General features: G+C 60.6%; 12 protein-coding genes and 2 pseudogenes. 9 read left to right on the top strand and 5 right to left on the bottom strand.

The genetic code is table 11. The features are described from left to right. The first annotated feature begins 281 nt into the window (after window positions 1-281). Complete coding sequence (locus LPU83_RS62825) at window positions 282-2,072, top strand: glycoside hydrolase family 15 protein (protein ID WP_024317712.1); 1,791 nt, start codon at window positions 282-284, stop codon at window positions 2,070-2,072. Here the strand turns inward: LPU83_RS62825 and LPU83_RS74530 are convergent. After that, window positions 2,000-2,325: pseudogene (locus tag LPU83_RS74530) on the bottom strand (hypothetical protein); the annotation flags it as partial. The gene LPU83_RS62825 and the pseudogene LPU83_RS74530 overlap by 73 nt on opposite strands. An 89-nt stretch (window positions 2,326-2,414) precedes the next feature. Next, complete coding sequence (locus LPU83_RS62820) at window positions 2,415-3,308, bottom strand: DMT family transporter (RefSeq protein ID WP_024317713.1); 894 nt, start codon at window positions 3,306-3,308, stop codon at window positions 2,415-2,417. 104 nt (window positions 3,309-3,412) lie between these two features. Between LPU83_RS62820 and LPU83_RS62815 the strand changes: the two genes are divergently transcribed. Beyond that, on the top strand, window positions 3,413-4,288 hold the full coding sequence (locus LPU83_RS62815) for a LysR substrate-binding domain-containing protein (RefSeq protein ID WP_024317714.1): 876 nt from the start codon (window positions 3,413-3,415) through the stop codon (window positions 4,286-4,288). Here the strand turns inward: LPU83_RS62815 and LPU83_RS62810 are convergent. Continuing rightward, window positions 4,263-5,255 (bottom strand): GlxA family transcriptional regulator, encoded by a 993-nt coding sequence (locus LPU83_RS62810; protein WP_024317715.1) that lies wholly within the window; start codon window positions 5,253-5,255, stop codon window positions 4,263-4,265. The two genes, LPU83_RS62815 and LPU83_RS62810, sit on opposite strands and share 26 nt — an antisense overlap. A gap of 100 nt (window positions 5,256-5,355) precedes the next feature. Here LPU83_RS62810 and bcoG point away from each other — a divergent pair, with 100 nt between their 5' ends. The 7 genes from bcoG (at window position 5,356) to LPU83_RS62775 (ending at window position 15,632) form a co-directional block, all read left to right on the top strand. Further along, window positions 5,356-6,258, top strand: coding sequence for a 3-dehydrocarnitine:acetyl-CoA trimethylamine transferase BcoG (gene bcoG / locus LPU83_RS62805; RefSeq protein WP_024317716.1), 903 nt, complete (start codon window positions 5,356-5,358; stop codon window positions 6,256-6,258). 7 nt (window positions 6,259-6,265) lie between these two features. After that, window positions 6,266-7,768, top strand: coding sequence for a carnitine 3-dehydrogenase (locus LPU83_RS62800; RefSeq protein WP_024317717.1), 1,503 nt, complete (start codon window positions 6,266-6,268; stop codon window positions 7,766-7,768). A gap of 662 nt (window positions 7,769-8,430) precedes the next feature. Next, window positions 8,431-10,020 carry an ABC transporter substrate-binding protein gene (locus tag LPU83_RS62795; protein ID WP_024317718.1) on the top strand — a complete coding sequence of 530 codons (1,590 nt, stop codon included), beginning with the start codon at window positions 8,431-8,433 and terminating at the stop codon, window positions 10,018-10,020. Window positions 10,021-10,113: 93 nt separating this feature from the next. Continuing rightward, complete coding sequence (locus LPU83_RS62790) at window positions 10,114-11,121, top strand: ABC transporter permease (protein WP_024317719.1); 1,008 nt, start codon at window positions 10,114-10,116, stop codon at window positions 11,119-11,121. Further along, on the top strand, window positions 11,118-11,945 hold the full coding sequence (locus LPU83_RS62785) for an ABC transporter permease (protein ID WP_024317720.1): 828 nt from the start codon (window positions 11,118-11,120) through the stop codon (window positions 11,943-11,945). Before LPU83_RS62790 ends, LPU83_RS62785 begins: the two co-directional genes overlap by 4 nt. After that, window positions 11,938-13,569 carry an ABC transporter ATP-binding protein gene (locus tag LPU83_RS62780; protein WP_024317721.1) on the top strand — a complete coding sequence of 544 codons (1,632 nt, stop codon included), beginning with the start codon at window positions 11,938-11,940 and terminating at the stop codon, window positions 13,567-13,569. Before LPU83_RS62785 ends, LPU83_RS62780 begins: the two co-directional genes overlap by 8 nt. Before the next feature lie 59 nt (window positions 13,570-13,628). Continuing rightward, complete coding sequence (locus tag LPU83_RS62775) at window positions 13,629-15,632, top strand: CocE/NonD family hydrolase (protein ID WP_024317722.1); 2,004 nt, start codon at window positions 13,629-13,631, stop codon at window positions 15,630-15,632. A 3-nt stretch (window positions 15,633-15,635) separates the two neighbouring features. On the opposite strand, the gene LPU83_RS62770 is transcribed toward LPU83_RS62775, so the two are convergent. Beyond that, a complete protein-coding gene (locus LPU83_RS62770; protein ID WP_024317723.1) occupies window positions 15,636-16,547 on the bottom strand; it encodes an alpha/beta hydrolase in 912 nt (303 codons plus the stop codon). A 364-nt stretch (window positions 16,548-16,911) separates the two neighbouring features. After that, window positions 16,912-17,513, bottom strand: a pseudogene (locus LPU83_RS62765) (GTP-binding protein); the annotation flags it as partial.

Here is a 17,513-nt window from a genome sequence, read left to right as displayed (position 1 = left end):
GAATGCTGGGCTTGATCCCAGTCCAACACCTAACACGCCACAGCACGACTCGCTATGTTCACGGAGTAAATTAGCGAACCCCAGACGTTTTGCGACGGCGGCAACGTCCCCTTTTTGGCACGCAATCCGGCCAAGGCCGCCTTCCGCTATCAGCCGCCCAAAGCGGTCGCTCGACGAGACGCAGTCATCCGCCCATTTTAACCATCCTCTGGTCATCCGAAACGCATGACCCATCTTCTCAGTCTCTACTTAGACAAGACCGACGAGCAAAGGAGGTCGACTTGCCGGGTCGCATTGAGGACTACGCGCTCATAGGGGATTGCGAGACCGCCGCGCTTGTGTCGAAGGATGGATCGATCGACTGGCTTTGCTTTCCGCGCTTCGACTCTCCTGCCTGCTTCGCCGCCCTCCTTGGCAACGAAGGCCATGGTCACTGGTCGATCAGACCTGCGAGCGAGAACCATGCGGTGAAACGCCATTATAGGGAGGACACGCTCGTTCTCGAGACGGAGTTCAAGACCGAAACCGGTACCGCGGTGGTTTGCGACTTCATGCCCTTGCGCGATAGTACAAGCGATCTGATGCGTCTCGTCGAGGGTAAGAGCGGCACCGTGACGTTCGACCTGGAATTCGTCCTTCGCTTCGACTACGGCCGAACCGTGCCATGGGTAACCAGCAGCGAGGACGGCACTATCACAGCGATTGCCGGACCTGACAGGCTGACCCTGACGTCGTCTGTTCCTCTGCACGGGGACGAGATGCGAACCGTGGGCACGTTTTCCGTCTCCGCTGGGCAACAGCAGTCATTTACGCTGACATGGAACCCATCGCACTTGGCTCGGCCAGCCGCGAAGTCCATCGATACTGCCTTACAGGACACCGAATCCTATTGGAGATCATTCGCGAAGAACTGCCCGCAGGTGGGCGGATGGACGGCGCAGGTCAAACGATCTCTGATTACGCTGAAGGCGCTGACATACATGCCCACAGGCGGCATTGTTGCCGCTGCGACAACCTCACTCCCCGAACAACTCGGCGGACCGCGCAACTGGGACTACAGATATTGCTGGCTTCGTGACGCCACGCTGACGCTTCTCGCGCTCATGAAGCTCGGCTACTACGAGGAAGCCGGCGCATGGCGCGATTGGCTTTTGCGAGCTGTCGCGGGCGCCCCTGCGCAGATGCAGATCATGTACGGTGTCGCGGGCGAACGGAACCTGCTCGAATGGGAGGTCCCTTGGCTTCCGGGTTACGAAGGATCTCGCCCGGTCCGGATCGGCAACGCAGCCTCAGAACAGGTTCAGCTCGACGTCTATGGCGAAGTCGCCGACGCGATGCTGCAAGCGCGCAAGGGAGGACTGCCGCCTCACCGCCGCGGGCGCGAGCTCGCAGCCGCAATTCTTCCCTTTCTGGAGAAGATATGGACAGAACCGGACGAAGGGATTTGGGAGGTGCGCGGTCAACGCCAGCATTTCACATATTCGAAGGTCATGGCATGGGTGGCCTTCGACCGTGCGGCGACGACTGCGCGAGAGGAAGCCAATCCAGAGGCTACCTTGCATTGGCAAGCGGTGGCCGATCAAATTCACGAAGAGGTCTGCCGAAAGGCATTCGACGCCGAGCTTGGCTGCTTCGTTCAGGCCTATGGCTCCAAGGCTCTCGACGCCAGCCTGCTGCACATTGGTATGGTCGGATTCCTTCCTCCCGAGGACCCGCGCTACATCGCCACCGTCGAGGCCATCCAACACAAGCTCCTGCGCGACGGCCTCGTGCTCCGGTACGAGACTCGTGAAGTGGACGACGGACTGCCACCTGGGGAAGGTGCATTCCTTGCATGCAGCTTTTGGCTGGCCGACGCGCTTGTCTTGATCGGCCGAAGGGACGACGCTCAGCGCCTCTTCGAAAGGTTGCTGTCACTTTGCAACGACGTCGGCCTCCTGGCGGAGGAGTACGATCCTCACGCCGAGCGGATGGTTGGAAACTTCCCTCAAGCCTTCAGTCATGTCGGACTGATCAACAGTGCGCTCAATCTCTCCCGAGCGGAGGGACCGGCGGAACAGCGGGCTGAATGAAGGGTCGCCAAGTCGCATTCAGTGGAAATTCTGGACCGGACTTTCAAGGTATCGATGTGAAGAGCCGGGACGAACATGTCCCGAGGTTGCACCGGAGATAGCTTCGGCCGATCACGCGGATCCGGACCACCTCCATGCGCGAACTCGTCTCCCTGCCATTCGGCAGCTTGAATTCCAGATCGCGGTCGGTCAGAGCGGAGAAGTTGCCGGACAGATCGAACAGTTGCTGCGCGATGAGGGGAACGACGACGCCTCCTCAGAATGCGTCATCTACGCTCGCTGCAAGGTCAGTGTGCTCATCGGTCGGAGAAAACTTCGGGGTCTAGTTTAGGATGTTTGAATCTAATGCGCACCATGTCTAGCTTCCACCAGAGTATGCCAAACCACAGCGGCCAAGATAAGTGTGCCACCGGCAAAAGTCGCTGCAGGCGGACGTTCCGCGAAGAAGAGCCAAACCCACATCGGAGTGAGGACGATCTCCAACGTTCCGATAAGCGCAGCTTTCGCGGGAGGCATGCGTCTTGCGCCGGCGAGGAAGAGTACGAGAGCGATGGAGAAATTGGTTGCGCCAAAGGCAGCGAGTACGATCCAGTTGTGGAGATCGAGGGAGCCGACCGAGCCGAAGGGTGCAAAGATCGTGAGAGTCAGAAAAGCACTGACGATGGTGGGAGGGAGGCTCGGCACTCCTGGACTGATCCTAGGGATGACGATGATCATTGCAAAAGAGGCCGTCATGCCCAGCGCCAGCAGATCGCCAAGGCCAGCACCGCCTCCGATCGATGAGGCGACGATGATGATCACGCCAAGCAGGCACACGCCGCCTGCCGCCATCGTGCGCCTTGCGGCGCGCTCCGCCAGCAAGAGCCAGCCGAGAAGGGCCGCGATGAACGGAGCTGTCGCGTAAATGACCGCGACATTCGCCACGCTCGTTGTGTAAAGCGCGCCGATGAAACATGCCTGGCTGACGGTTTGACAGGCAATCATCGCGAGACCCGACGGGTGCACGACGGAGCGCCACTGTCGCTTCGACATTCCGCCCTCGAGGAAGAAGCTCGGAATGAGAAGGAACAGTCCCCCGAACAACGACCGCCACGCGATCGCCGTCCAGGCATCGGTCGTCAGCAGGCGGGAGTAGACGCCGCTCGCGCTCCAAGCGAGCGTCGCGGCGACGACAAGGATCACGCCCTTCTCATGCTCGCTGAAGCCGAGCGGGCGGGTGCCTGTTTGGAATGACATTGGTTTTCCCGAACCAGAGGTCTGATGCCTCTGTTTGCGCCTGTTCTTGACATCAGACAAACGAATAGTTGAGATAGCTGCCATCGGATTTTTTTGTGGCTCGCATGCGTCAACCCATCGAAAGCGATCTGCTGCGTACATTTCTCGTTGTCGTCGAGACATCAAATTTCTCTGCCGCTGCACAGGCCATCGGCCGGACACAATCGGCTGTCAGCGCGCAGATCAAGAAGCTTGAGGAAACGATCGGGGAGACCCTTTTCGAGCGCGGCGCGCGGGGGGTAATTCCAACACGCCTCGGCCTGCAACTGCTTCCCTATGCGCGCCGTGTGATTGACCTGCTGGATGAAGCGGCCGCGACCATACGGACCAAACCGCTCGATGGCCCGGTGCGCATCGGGATACCCGAGGAATACAGCCAGACCGTGCTACCTGCCGCACTTGCCGCCTTCGCCGTCCGCCATCCAGCCGTGGAGGTTACGGTCTCCTGCGATTATACGGCGCGCAATCTCGCGGCCCTGGAGCGCGACGAGTTGGATCTCGCCGTCGTCTTCGACTGGAGCAATCAGGCGGCGGGCGAAATCCTCTGTATCGATCCGACAGTGTGGGTCACGTCCCAGGTTCATCGGCTCCACGACCTCGAGCCGCTTCCGATCGCCGTCTACCGCAATTCCACCTGGGCGCGGGATTTCGCCTTCCGATCACTGGAATTGCAGGGGCGGAAGTACCGTGTCGCCTTCGTTGCCGATACCAGTTCCGGGCTTAAGAACGCAGCCTCCGCGGGCCTTGCCGTCACCACGCTCTCGCGCAGCAACATCCCTTCGGGCTGCCGCGAACTGACTGCAGAGGAAGGATTTCCACCGGTCGATGCATCCAGGGTGGTGCTGCGCCGAAATCCTTATCATTCCAGCGAAGCCGTGCGCGAACTCGCCGATATGGTACGGGACGCATTTCAGCCTATGGCTGTTCCTCCGATGCTGTGACCGGCCTCCGGAGGCGACGCCTTGTGTCGGAGGGGCTTTCAGAGAAACTGGCGCGATAGCTTCTCGTAAATGCTGAAGCCGAATTGAAGCCGGTCGCGGCCGCGATATCGGCGAAAGGCGCCTTGGTTTCGATCACCTTTCGCCGCGCTGCGTTCAGCCGCAGTGCCAGATAGTGGACGTGCGGCGGGGCGCCGGTGCTCTGCTGGAAGAGGCCCTGCAGGTGGCGCGCACTGATGCCCACCCTGCGGGCCAGCCGCGTCAGCACGATGGGCTGCTCGATATTTTCCTCCATCAGCCGTACTGCCTGGACCACGCGCGGATCGCGCATGTGCAGACCGGTCCCCGAAGGTGAAAGCTGGGTCTCGCTATGGACGGAGTCCTGCTCGTAGCTGAAGAGCCGGCTAACCTCAAGCGCCAGCGTGTATCCCTGCCTTTGCCTTATGATCTCCAGCATCAGGTCAACGGTCGGGAGCGAACCCGCCGTGGTGATGCGCTTGCTTGTGATGACGAAACGGTCCTTGACCGCCCGCACGTGCGGATAGGCAAGGGAGAAGTCGTCGAAATCTTCCCAGTGAATGGTCGCCGATAGCCTATCGAGAAGGCTGGCTTCGGCAAGCAGCCATGTTCCGGATTCGATGCCCGCGATTATGCTTCGGTAACGCGCTGCCCGAGAAAGGCGCATCTTCAACGCCGGCGTCGAGCTGCGGCGCCAATTATAGCTTGCAAGCACGAAGAGCGGTGTCTCTTCCTGTTCCATCCCAAAACCACCGGCGGCGGGCACGGGAATGCCGCTGGTGGTCAGCACATGCGAGCCATCGGGCGTCAAAAGCCGCCATCTGTAAAGCTCGCTGCCGGAAATCCGGTTGGCACCGCGCATGGGCTCGATGACCGACGCGAGCAGAATGAGGTTCGTCTCCGGCATGACAAGAAGATCGACATCCAGCCGATCGTTGGATCGCGTCAGCATTAGGCCTCCATCACTTCCGATAAAGTATCAAATGCTTCCGTTAATGCAAAGCATGATGAGCCATCTTCCCCCGTAATGGCCTAACACGAGGGAGAACAAAATGCCTCTTGCGATGAACCGCGATGTCTTCATCACCTGTGCCGTCACCGGTGCCGGCGATACTGTTTCGAAATCCAGCCACGTTCCCATCACTCCCAAGCAGATCGCAGATTCCGCGATCGACGCCGCCAAGGCTGGGGCGGCAGTTGTCCACTGTCACGTCCGCGATCCGGAAACGGGTGCCGCGAGCCGCCGCAACGACCTCTACAAGGAAGTTACTGAGCGTATTCGCTCTGCCGATATCGACGTCGTGTTGAACCTGACCGCCGGTATGGGCGGTGATCTGATCTTCGGTGATATCGAACGGCCGCTACCGCTCAATCCGCAAGGCACCGACATGGCAGGTGCGACGGAGCGCGTTTCCCACATCGTCGAGTGCCTGCCGGAAATCTGCACGCTGGATTGCGGCACGATGAACTTCAGCCTCGGCGACTACGTCATGACCAACACGCCGGCGATGCTCCGGGCGATGGCGAAGAAGATGACGGATCTTGGCGTACGTCCGGAAATCGAGGCCTTCGATACGGGTCATGTGTGGTTTGCCAAACAACTTGCAGAAGAGGGCCTGATCGAGGACCCGGTGCTGATCCAGCTCTGCATGGGCATTCCGTGGGGGGCACCTGATGACCTGAATACTTTCATGGCGATGGTGAACAATGTTCCCAGCAGCTGGACCTTCTCCGCCTTCTCGATCGGCCGCAACGCGGTGGCTTACCCGGCTGCGGCGGTGCTTGCCGGTGGCAACGTCCGCGTCGGCCTTGAAGACAATCTCTATGCCGGAAAGGGCATGCTCGCGACGAACACAAGGCTGGTCGAAAAGGCTGTGCAGGTGATCGAAGGCATGGGCGCGCGCATCATTGGACCGGAAGACGTGCGCAAGAAACTGAAGCTGACGAAGCGCTGAGGGCCGCATGATCAAGATCAACAAGGCAGCTTGTGTTGGTGGCGGCGTCATCGGTGGCGGATGGATCGCCCGCTTTCTGCTTGCAGGCATAGATGTCGACGTCTTCGACCCGCATCCGGAGGCGGGCCGCATCGTCGGCGAAGTCATCGCCAATGCCGAGCGTGCCTACGCCATGCTGACCGGAGCGCCTTTGCCGCCGCGCGGCAAGCTCACTTTTTGCAAAACTCTTGAAGAAGCGGTCGTCGATGCCGACTGGATCCAGGAGAGCGTGCCGGAAAGGCTGGATCTCAAACGCAACGTGTTGATGGAGATCGATGCGGCTTGCCGCCCGGACGCGCTGATCGGTTCCTCCACGTCGGGCCTGCTTCCGAGCGACCTGCAGCGCGACATGCAGTTTCCGGAACGCCTGTTCGTGGCGCATCCCTATAACCCCGTCTATCTCCTGCCGCTCGTCGAGATCGTTGGTGGCGAAAAGACCAGCCACGCGACCATCAAGGCAGCGATCGAGAAACTGCCGCCGATCGGCATGAAGGGCGTGCACATCACCAAGGAAATCGAGGCCTTCGTCGGCGATCGCCTGCTGGAGGCTCTTTGGCGCGAGGCGTTGTGGCTGATCCATGACGACATCTGCTCCGTCGAAACGCTGGACGACGTGATCCGCTATTCCTTCGGCCTGCGCTGGGCGCAGATGGGGTTGTTCCAGACCTATCGCATCGCTGGCGGCGAAGCGGGAATGCGCCATTTTCTGGCACAGTTCGGCCCCTGTCTCGCCTGGCCCTGGACGAAGCTCACCGACGTCGTCGATCTTGACGATGCGCTAGTCGAAAAGATTGGCCAGCAATCCGACGAACAGGCCGACGGCCTTTCCATCCGCGATCTCGAGCGCATCCGCGACGAAAACCTGGCCGGCATCCTTCAGGCTCTTAAAGCCGGCAATGGCGGCCAGGGCTGGGGCGCAGGCGAGCTGCTCAAGGATTTCGAACACTCGCTTTGGGCCGGCGCCAAGCAAACCGCACCCGCCGATCATGCGGTACCGCTGAAGCTCGTGGAAGCCAGGGTCAGCCCGGCCTGGGTCGACTATAACGGCCACATGACCGAGCATCGATACTTGCAGGTCTTCGGCGACACGACGGACGCCCTGTTGCGGCTGATCGGTGCCGATCTCGCTTATGTCGAGGCGGGGCACAGCTATTACACCGTCGAAACCCATATCCGCCATCTGGGCGAAGCCAAGCTTGGGCAGGCGATTTCTTCAGCTTGTCAGCTGCTGTCAGTCGATGACAAACGGCTTCATATCTTCCACACGATGTCTGACGCCATAAGCGGCGAGACGCTCGCGACCGCCGAGCAGATGCTGCTTCATGTGGATTCGAAAGCGGGAAAATCGAGCCCAGCTGCACCTGATGTTTTGGCCAAGGCCCGGGCGATCATAGAAGCTCACGCGTCGCTGCCATTGCCGGACGGTGCCGGGCGCCATGTTGGGCAAAAACCGCGGGTTGAGACGGCATGATGGGCTCAAGAATTGCTCGACCTCAGCCGAGGGCTTCCAGAGAACCGGCGCGCCGTCGGCGGCTGGGATGCGGAGCAATCCATCCAGCCATCGAAAGCAGACCATCCATTCATTCCAGCCACGGCGATGTAGGCAAGCCGCCCATTCCTACCACGCCGCACGGTTTGCGGCAGGACGACCCATATGTCGCATACGACGTAGATGATGTCGCTTCACCGGCCCCGCGACGGCGGAAATTGGCCACTAATTCATCCATTTTCGAAGTTCGTGAAGCCGATGCCGGCTATGCGATCAAAACGCGGAGGTAGCCTAGTTGAACGCACATGGGTTGACCTCACTCCGCCGGTCAAATTTAGAGCTGGTCTCGGCATGCCTTCGGAGGCTTGGCGAAAACTCTCGCCCGCACCTTCTGAAGGCCGCCGCCGTGCGCGCGTTCTACCTTCTTGAAAACAGCCAGGCAATAAAAACAGCCGGCGCTCCCAATCGTCCCGCCGCAAAGAGCGGGCCAATGCTCACGCACCATCGTCATATCGAGAAAGGAAGATAGAGGCGGCGGCAACCGCGACGTTTTCCCGAATTAACGCGGACCTGGCACCGGAAGAGGAAACCGGTTCTGCGGTCCACTTGCCTATTCTTCAATTGAAACGAGAAGGAACAGGGGAATGAACGACTACACGAAATATCTTGCAAGCCGCGTGACGGCAGGCGACCTGAACCGCCGCGAATTCCTGGGACGTGCGATGGCCGCGGGCCTGACGCTCGCCGTCGCCGACAAACTCTTCGCCGAAAGTGCCGAGGCTGCCGAACCCAAGCGCGGTGGTCATCTGAAGCTCGGCCTGGAAGGCGGTGCTGCCACCGACTCCAAGGACCCGGCAAAATTCCTGTCGCAATTCATGTTCTGTGTCGGCCGTTGCTGGGGGGACATGCTGGTCGAATCCGATCCGCTGACTGGTGCCGCCGTCCCGGCGCTCGCCGAATCCTGGGAGCCGTCTAAGGACGCTGCGACCTGGACCTTCAAGATCCGTAAGGGTGTGAAGTTCCACGATGGCAAGGAACTGACCATCAACGACGTGGTCGCAACCTTGAAGCGCCACACCGACAAAAAGTCGGAATCCGGTGCGCTCGGGGTTCTCGGGTCGATCAAAGATATCAAGGCAGACGGCGACAACCTCGTGCTGACGCTCACCGAGGGCAATGCGGACATGCCGCTGCTGCTCACCGACTACCACCTGGTGATCCAGCCGAACGGCGGCAATGACGATCCCCTCGCCTCCATCGGTACCGGCCCCTACAAGCTGACAAGCTTCGAAGCCGGTGTACGCGCAACCTTCGAGAAGAATGCCGACGACTGGCGTTCTGACCGCGGTTACGTCGACTCGATCGAAATCATCGGCATGAACGACGCTACGGCCCGAATCGCGGCGCTGTCTTCCGGCCAGGTTCACTACATCAACCGTGTCGATCCGAAGACCGTCAATCTCCTCAAGCGCGCTCCGACAGTCGAAATCCTTTCGACCTCTGGCCGCGGCCACTACGTCTTCATCATGCATTGCGACAAGGCGCCGTTCGACAACAACGACCTTCGCCTCGCGCTGAAATACGCCATGGACCGCGAAACGATGGTCAAGAAGATCCTCGGCGGCTACGGCAAGGTCGGCAACGACTTCCCAATCAACAACACCTACGCGCTCTTCCCGGAAGGGATCGAGCAGCGCAACTACGATCCGGACAAGGCCGCCTTCCATTACAAGAAGTCCGGCCATAGCGGTTCTGTGCTGCTGCGTACGTCCGAAGTCGCCTTCCCCGGTGGCGTCGATGCGGCGGTTCTCTATCAGGAAAGCTGCAAGAAGGCCGGCATCGAGATCGAGGTCAAGCGCGAGCCGGGCGACGGCTACTGGTCCAATGTCTGGAATGTCCAGCCTTTCTCGACCTCTTATTGGGGCGGGCGTCCGACGCAGGATCAGATGTATTCCACGGCCTATCTCTCGACGGCCGACTGGAACGACACGCGCTTCAAGCGTCCGGATTTCGACAAGCTGCTGCTCGAAGCGCGCTCGGAACTCGACGAAACTAAGCGCAAGGACATCTACCGGACCATGGCGATGATGGTGCGCGACGAGGGCGGCCTCATCCTGCCGATGTTCAACGACTTCGTGAATGCCTGCACCAAACAGGTGAAGGGCTATGTCCACGATATCGGCAACGACATGTCGAACGGCTACGTCGCGACCCGCGTCTGGCTTGATGCCTGACGGTGTTGGGGACCTCCCCGCCATCTCAGACTGGACCAGGACCGCAAGATGAAGCCTTGCGGTCCCCCTGACGTTTCAGCGCGAGGCTTCGCCATGTCCAATCCATCGACCGGCACCCCATTGCCGGGTCTGAGATTCAGAAAGCGTTTTCCGCTGCTTGCCCTCATCATCGAGCGCTTCGTGCTCTCGCTCGTCCTGCTTTTTGCGGTGTCCATCCTGATCTTTGGCGGGCTCGAAGCCCTGCCGGGCGATTTTGCCACGACCTATCTCGGCCAGTCGGCCACGCCGCAGGCGGTTGCCAATATCCGCGAGGATCTCGGCCTCAATAGGCCGGTGACGACGCGCTACTTAGAGTGGCTCGGCAATGCCGTCCAGGGCGATTTCGGAACGTCATGGGCGAGCAAGAATTCTGTCAGCGAACAGATCGGCAAACGTCTCGGAAACTCGCTCTTTCTGGCCGGCTTCGCGGCGCTGATCTCGGTCCCGCTGGCAATTGCCCTCGGTATGCTGTCGGTGCATTTCAGGAACCGCATGCCCGATAAGATCATCAACGTGATCTCGCTCGCAGCGATCTCCCTGCCCGAGTTCTTCGTCGGCTACCTGCTCATCCTCGTCTTTGCCGTGAAACTCGGTGTCGCGACCTTTCCGGCAACGGTCTACAGCAGCATGGGCTTTGCCGAGCGGCTCAACGCGATCGCTCTACCGACGGCAACGCTGGTGCTTGTCGTTCTGGCCCACATGATGCGCATGACCCGTGCAGCGATCCTCTCGGTGATGTCGTCGGCCTATATGGAAACGGCCGAGCTCAAGGGCCTCGGCGCCTTCCGCTCGATCGTCAAGCATGCAGCACCCAACGCGCTCGCCCCGATCATCAACGTCGTGGCGCTCAATCTCGCCTATCTCGTCGTCGGTGTCGTCGTCGTCGAGGTGGTCTTCGTCTATCCAGGCATGGGCCAATACATGGTGGATGCCGTGACGGTGCGCGACATGCCGGTGGTGCAGGCTTGCGGCCTGATCTTTGCCGCCGTCTACATCTTCCTGAACATGATCGCCGACATCCTGGCCATCGTTGCCAATCCAAGACTGAGGCACCCGCGATGAGATTGAGAGATATCCCCATCACTGCCTGGTTGGGCATCATCGGCATCGCGATCGCCTTCATCTTCGCAATCTTTGCCCCTTGGCTTGCGCCCTACGGCGAAACCGAAGTCGTCGGCAATGTCTGGCAGATACCGGACAATCAGTATTTCTTCGGCCTCGACAACCTCGGCCGCGATATCCTTTCGCGGCTGATCTATGGTGCCCGCACGACGCTCTTCGTGGCGCTCGGCGCGACGCTTATATCGTTCTCGCTGGGCATTCTACTCAGCTTCACGGCCGCCGTCTCGCGCGGCATCATCGATATGGTCTTCTCCCGCTTTAACGATCTGATGATGTCGATCCCGACGCTGATCTTCGCGCTGGTCGTTCTTGCGGTCCTGCCGCAGAACATCATCATCCTGATCCTCGTCATGGCGATCCTCGATTCCACCCGCGTCTATCGCCTCGGCCGCGCCGTGGCGCTCGACGTTGCAGTCATGGAATTCGTCGAGGCGGCCAAGCTGCGCGGTGAAGGCAAGGTCTGGATCATCTTCCGCGAGATCCTGCCAAATACGCTCTCGCCATTGCTGGCCGAGTTCGGCTTGCGTTTTGCCTTCTCCATCTTGTTCCTCTCTACCCTGTCCTTCCTCGGCCTCGGCATCCAGCCGCCGGCGGCCGACTGGGGCGGCATGGTGAAGGACAACAAGGACGGGATCATCTTCGGCATCTCGGCGGCGCTGGTGCCGGGTTCGGCGATTGCCGCACTCGCGGTCTGCGTCAATCTCGTCGTCGACTGGCTTTTGAAACGAACATCCAGCCTCAAGGGAGGGCGCGGCGATGCCTGAGCTTCTTTCCGTTCGCAACCTCAAGATCGAAGCGACCAGCTATCCGCCCGGCGAACTGCCGAAGCGGGTGACGATCGTCGATGGCGTCTCCTTCGACCTGCAGAAGGGCAAGGTCCTCGGTCTAATCGGCGAGTCCGGCGCCGGCAAGTCGACCATCGGCCTCTCCGCCCTCGCTTACGGCCGCGGCGGGGCCGAGATCACCGGCGGCGAAGTGCTCCTCGATGGCACCGACATCCTGACGCTTGGCAAGGGTGGCATCCGGCAGATACGCGGCGTCCGCGTCTGCTACGTCGCGCAGTCGGCGGCTGCCGCCTTCAACCCGGCGCACAAGCTCGGCGACCAGGTGACCGAGGCCTCCGTCAAGCACGGACTGATGAGCAAGGAGGAGGCCCGCAAGCGCGCGCTCTACCTCTTCCAGGTGCTCGGTTTGCCGAGCCCGGAGACATTCGGCGACCGCTACCCGCATCAGGTCTCCGGTGGACAGCTTCAGCGCGCCATGACCGCCATGGCACTCTGCTCCAATCCGTCGCTGATCGTTTTCGACGAACCGACGACGGCGCTCGACGTCACAACCCAGATCGATGTGCTGGCAGCGATCAAGCACGCGATCGAGGCAACGCATACGGCTGCTCTCTACATCACCCATGATCTTGCGGTGGTCGCCCAGATTTCCGACGACATCATGGTTCTTCGGCATGGCAAGACAGTAGAATACGGCAGCGTTCAGCAGATCACCGAGGCACCGCGACAGGACTACACGCGTGCCCTGGTGAATGTCAGGCAAGCGTCACGCGAGGAGGCGCCCGATCAGTCGGGCGCGCTTCTCAAGGTCGAGAACATCAGCGCCGAATATTCCAATGGCTTCAAGGTCCTTCACGACGTTTCTCTGCATGTGCCGAAGGGACAGACGCTTGCGGTCGTCGGAGAGTCAGGTTCGGGAAAGTCGACGCTCGCCCGGGTCATCACCGGCCTGCTCCCGCCAAACGAAGGCCGTGTGGTGTTTGGCGGCAAGGCGCTGACGCCGAGCTTAAGAAACCGGCCGAACGACGATCTACGTCGTATCCAGCTGATTTTCCAGATGGCCGACACGGCTATGAACCCGCGCCAAACCATCCGCGACATTATTGGCCGCCCTCTCACCTTCTACTACGGCCTGAGGGGTGCCCAGAAAACGGCGCGGGTGAAGGAACTGCTGGACCAGATCGAAATGGGCAACGGTTTCATCGACCGCTACCCGGCGGAACTCTCAGGCGGCCAGAAGCAGCGCGTGGCGATCGCAAGGGCGCTGGCGGCAAAGCCCGAGCTCATCCTCTGCGACGAGCCGACCTCGGCTCTCGACCCGCTGGTGGCCGAAGGTATCCTCAAGCTTTTCCTGCGTCTGCAGGAGGAGGAGCAGCTCTCTTACATCTTCATCACCCACGATCTCGCAATCGTCAGGGCGATTGCCGATAGCGTCGCGGTGATGCATCGCGGTAAGTTGGTGCGGTTCGGACCGAAATCCAAGGCGCTGTCACCGCCGTTTGACGACTATATCGACCTGCTGCTCAAGTCCGTGCCGGAGATGGAGATCGGCTGGCTCGAGTGCGTACTCGCAACACGGCGCATGGAAAGCGCCGGTAACTGAGACAACGCGAGGTGGGCAGGCTCCGCCTCGCGTCATGACAATTGCATCAAGGAACAGGCATGACCTCGCGCGGCTTCATCACCATCGAAAATCAATGGATCACGCTTAAGGACGGCACGCGGCTTGCGGCCCGTATCTGGATGCCGGATGGTGCGCAGAACGATCCCGTGCCTGCCGTCTTTGAATTCCTGCCCTATCGAAAGCGGGACGGAACAAGCCTTCGCGACGAATCCACCTATCCGGTCTTCGCAGCTGCAGGCATTGCCGGCGTCCGCGTCGATATCCGCGGCTCCGGCGAATCCGATGGCGTGATCGACGGCGAATATACAGAACTGGAACTTGCCAACGCCTGCGAACTGATCGCCTGGATTGCCGCCCAGCCCTGGTCGAATCGCTCTGTCGGCATGATGGGCATTTCCTGGGGCGGCTTCAACAGCCTGCAGGTGGCAGCGCTCCGGCCGCCTGCGCTGAAGGCCGTCATCTCGATCGCCTCCACCGTCGACCGCTACAATGACGATATCCACTATAAGAATGGCTGCCATCTCTCCGCGCAACTCTCCTGGGCAGCCACCATGCTTGGCTATCAATCCCGTTCGCCCGACCCGGCTCTGGTCGGCGAACGCTGGAAAGAGATGTGGCTGGAGCGGCTGGAGCACGAACCTTTCTTCATGGAAGAGTGGCTGACGCATCAGCGCCGAGACGCGTTCTGGCGCCACGGCTCGATCTCAGAGGACTTTTCGAACGTCAAGATTCCCGCGCTGGTGATCGCCGGCTGGGCGGACGGCTATCGCAATACCCCTCTGATGGCCGTCGAAGGGCTGGGGGAGAAAGCGAGAGCCCTGATCGGACCGTGGGTTCACAAATACCCGCATTTCGCCTGGCCGAAGCCGCGGACCGACTTTCACGGTGAGGCAATCGCCTGGTGGAACAAGTGGCTGCTTGGCGAGGACAACGGCATCGAAAACCTGCCGCAGGTCCGTGCCTATATTCTTGACGCCGTCCGCCCGGTTCCACGGCGCGAGTTCGATCCGGGTTTCTGGGTCGCCAAGGATGGTTCGAAGCCGCCGGAAATGCAATGTTTCTATGTGGAGCAATTCGGCAAGCTGACTGAGGGCATGCCGATACCGCAGGCACCAGAACACATAGCTTATCTGCGTTCGCCGTTGGATACTGGCACCGGATCGGGCGAATATTTCACGCTGAAGCCCGATGCGGAGATGGCGATCGATCAACGCGCCGACGACGCCGGTTCGCTCACGTTCGATACCACGCCGCTTGCCGCAGACCATGACTATCTCGGCCGCCCGGTCCTTACTATTTCGCTCCGATCGGAAGCCCTCACGGGCAATCTTTGCGCCCGCCTCGTCGATATCCATCCGGACGGAACGGCGACACGCGTCGCCTTCGGCGTCATCAATCTCACCCATCGTCACGGCAACGCCGAACCCGCTCCGCTTCCACCCGGCGAAAAAATCTCGATCCGCCTCGTGCTCGATGCCTGTGGCTACCGCTTCCGCAAGGGACATCGCATCCGCTTGTCGCTGTCCACTGCATACTGGCCGATGATCCTGCCGCCGCCGGAAGACCGTGGCGTGGAGATCGATATCGCCTCGCTTGGCCTGGCGCTACCAATGCTCGGCGAGCATCAGCGAATCGATATTCCCGAACCGGCCAACCCCGATCCCCTGCCGAAATATATCGAACATGCGCCTGCAGCGACCACGCGGCAGGTCGTGCGCGATCTTGCGGCCAATCGCACGGACTATCGCATCCACGAGGATACCGGCCTCTACGAGCATCCTGAAACCCGCCTTTCGACGCGGCAACTCCGCGAGGAGGTCTGGTCGATCTCACCCGGCGATCCGCTATCGATGACAGGCAACTCCACCTGGACCTGCGACATGCGCCGCCCCGGCTGGTTCGTGCGAACCATTGCGACGGCGAAGATCGCTTGTACGAAGACCGACTGGGTCATCAATGCCCTGGTAACGGCCTATGAAGACGACGTTCAGATTTTCGAGAAGGCTTTCGTGGAGAAGCGCATCCCCCGCGACCTGATGTGAGCGTCACGCCGCTGCAAAACGGCGCACCGCCTCGCAGACAGCGAGGAAACCTGCACCCGCGCCGTCGCTCATATGGCGCGCGCGCAACCAGGCGTGCACCATCTGCGGTTCCTCGCGGAACCAGACTTCGACACCGGCTTGCGCCAGCCGAGCGGCATACTGTCGAGAGTCATCCCGCAGGGGGTCGAAGGCCGCGCCGGTGATAAAGGCTGGAGGCAGTCCACCAACAGAGACAGACTTGAGCGGTGCTGCTACCGGATCGTCTTGCGGTGCCTGCAGAATCCCCCGGTAATAGGCCACATCGGCCGTCGTCAGTCCTGGCGCTTCGCTCATCTCGACATAGGATCCGGCCGTCAGATCACCGCCCAGCGCCGGATAAATCAGAACCTGACCGGCGATGTTGGAAACGCCTGCCTGGTTTGCCCGCATGGCAAGCCCCGCTGCGAGATTGCCGCCGGCACTGTCGCCGATGAGAACGATCCTGTGGCCGCTCGAGGCAAGCTCGGAAAGCACAGCGAAGCCATCGTCGGTCTGCGCCGGCCAGCAATGTTCTGGTGCCAGCCGGTAGTCGACGGCGACCAGTTCCGCACCCGCAAAGTCAGCGATTTCCGCACAGATCGCGTGGTGGCTCTCAAGCGAGCCAACGACGAAACCGCCGCCATGCAGATAGAGCAGCAAGGTCTCGCTCGTCACATGCCGTGGCCTGTAGCGCCTTGTCGGCACAGTCCGCATCGGACTATCAGCGAAAGTCAGGCCAGCGGGAATCGGCGGGCTGAAACGGGCACAAAGCGCGTCATATTGGGCCCGCTGGGCTTCAATCGATTGCGATACCGCATCGTCCGAATAGACGCTGTTACAGATGGAAAGAAATTCAAGGATACCCGTCTCTTCGGGCGTCGGGCGGTTGGCCGTCATGTTGCGTCCGGTAATGTGTGAATATCTAGTTCATGACAATAGGGTTTGCCGGAATGAGAGCGCAAGCGCGGTTCTGCGGGTGAACTCAAATCGCCGCTTTCGCTTGTTCCTTGAAGAGCCGCCCCGTCATCACGAAACAGTTCGATGACGAATGCAACCAATCCCACCACCAACTCGGGAGAACCTCGACGAAAGTGCCCTCGCCCACCTCCCAACGGCATTATTCCAAATGAACATCTTCGATCGCGATCAACTGCGAAGAGACCGCCTCTGCGTTATCGCGAAGCCGCAAGGTAGACGGGTGCCGGACGGCTATCTCGCATCAGAGAATTCGTGTCGCAAACATTACAACTCCGCCGGCATGCTACCAGGCTGGAAACGGATCTTCGAGAGCGACCAGTCCCGCGGATCCGAGCTGGCCAGACAGTCGTCCAACGCAGCACGGATGCTGACGAAACTGCGGATGGCCCAGCCAATCTTGCCGGGGAACGGCCGCCCACCAAAGCCCCATGGGTTCGCAGTGCCGTTGCACCCCGGCAGCCGACATTAGACCCACGTGACGCGGGCGCCTGGCAAGCCAGAAGTGGCCCTTGGCACGGATTACCCCCGGCCAAGGCCCGTCCAGAAATGCGCGAAACCGTACCGGATCGAAGGGACGCCTTGTGCGATAGACAAAGCTCGAGCCCCGTATTCCTCTGTCTCTGGAACATGGGCGCCCGGGTTGTACAGTTCTTTGTGCCACAACGGGTGCGCGGCAGCTTTTGCTTCATTGAAGAGAGCGGTATTGAGGAGGGTTGCAAGAGGAACCTTGCCGAAATCCGTCTCCACCTTGCGGACTTCCGCGCGGATCCCCTCTGTCGCGTCCGATCCGAGATCTTGTCGATCACGACAATATCGGCAAAATTCGATCTGGTCGACCAAGAGGTCAATGAGCGTCCGCCGGTCCTGATCGTCACTCTGCAGGCC

The sequence above is a fragment of the Rhizobium favelukesii genome, from assembly GCF_000577275.2.
Taxonomy (GTDB): domain Bacteria; phylum Pseudomonadota; class Alphaproteobacteria; order Rhizobiales; family Rhizobiaceae; genus Rhizobium; species Rhizobium favelukesii.
Note: the sequence above shows the minus strand (reverse complement) of the source record. Positions and strands in the feature narration are given on the sequence as shown.

What these genes read in the sequence shown, in the direction of transcription:
- LPU83_RS62785 (WP_024317720.1), top strand. Translation starts at nt 11,118, where the DNA reads ATGAGATTGAGAGATATCCCCATCACTGCCTGGTTGGGCATCATCGGC.
- LPU83_RS62775 (WP_024317722.1), top strand. Translation starts at nt 13,629, where the DNA reads ATGACCTCGCGCGGCTTCATCACCATCGAAAATCAATGGATCACGCTT.
- LPU83_RS62770 (WP_024317723.1), bottom strand. Translation starts at nt 16,547, where the DNA reads ATGACGGCCAACCGCCCGACGCCCGAAGAGACGGGTATCCTTGAATTT.
- LPU83_RS62815 (WP_024317714.1), top strand. Translation starts at nt 3,413, where the DNA reads ATGCGTCAACCCATCGAAAGCGATCTGCTGCGTACATTTCTCGTTGTC.
- bcoG (WP_024317716.1), top strand. Translation starts at nt 5,356, where the DNA reads ATGCCTCTTGCGATGAACCGCGATGTCTTCATCACCTGTGCCGTCACC.
- LPU83_RS62800 (WP_024317717.1), top strand. Translation starts at nt 6,266, where the DNA reads ATGATCAAGATCAACAAGGCAGCTTGTGTTGGTGGCGGCGTCATCGGT.
- LPU83_RS62780 (WP_024317721.1), top strand. Translation starts at nt 11,938, where the DNA reads ATGCCTGAGCTTCTTTCCGTTCGCAACCTCAAGATCGAAGCGACCAGC.
- LPU83_RS62820 (WP_024317713.1), bottom strand. Translation starts at nt 3,308, where the DNA reads ATGTCATTCCAAACAGGCACCCGCCCGCTCGGCTTCAGCGAGCATGAG.
- LPU83_RS62810 (WP_024317715.1), bottom strand. Translation starts at nt 5,255, where the DNA reads ATGCTGACGCGATCCAACGATCGGCTGGATGTCGATCTTCTTGTCATG.
- LPU83_RS62790 (WP_024317719.1), top strand. Translation starts at nt 10,114, where the DNA reads ATGTCCAATCCATCGACCGGCACCCCATTGCCGGGTCTGAGATTCAGA.
- LPU83_RS62795 (WP_024317718.1), top strand. Translation starts at nt 8,431, where the DNA reads ATGAACGACTACACGAAATATCTTGCAAGCCGCGTGACGGCAGGCGAC.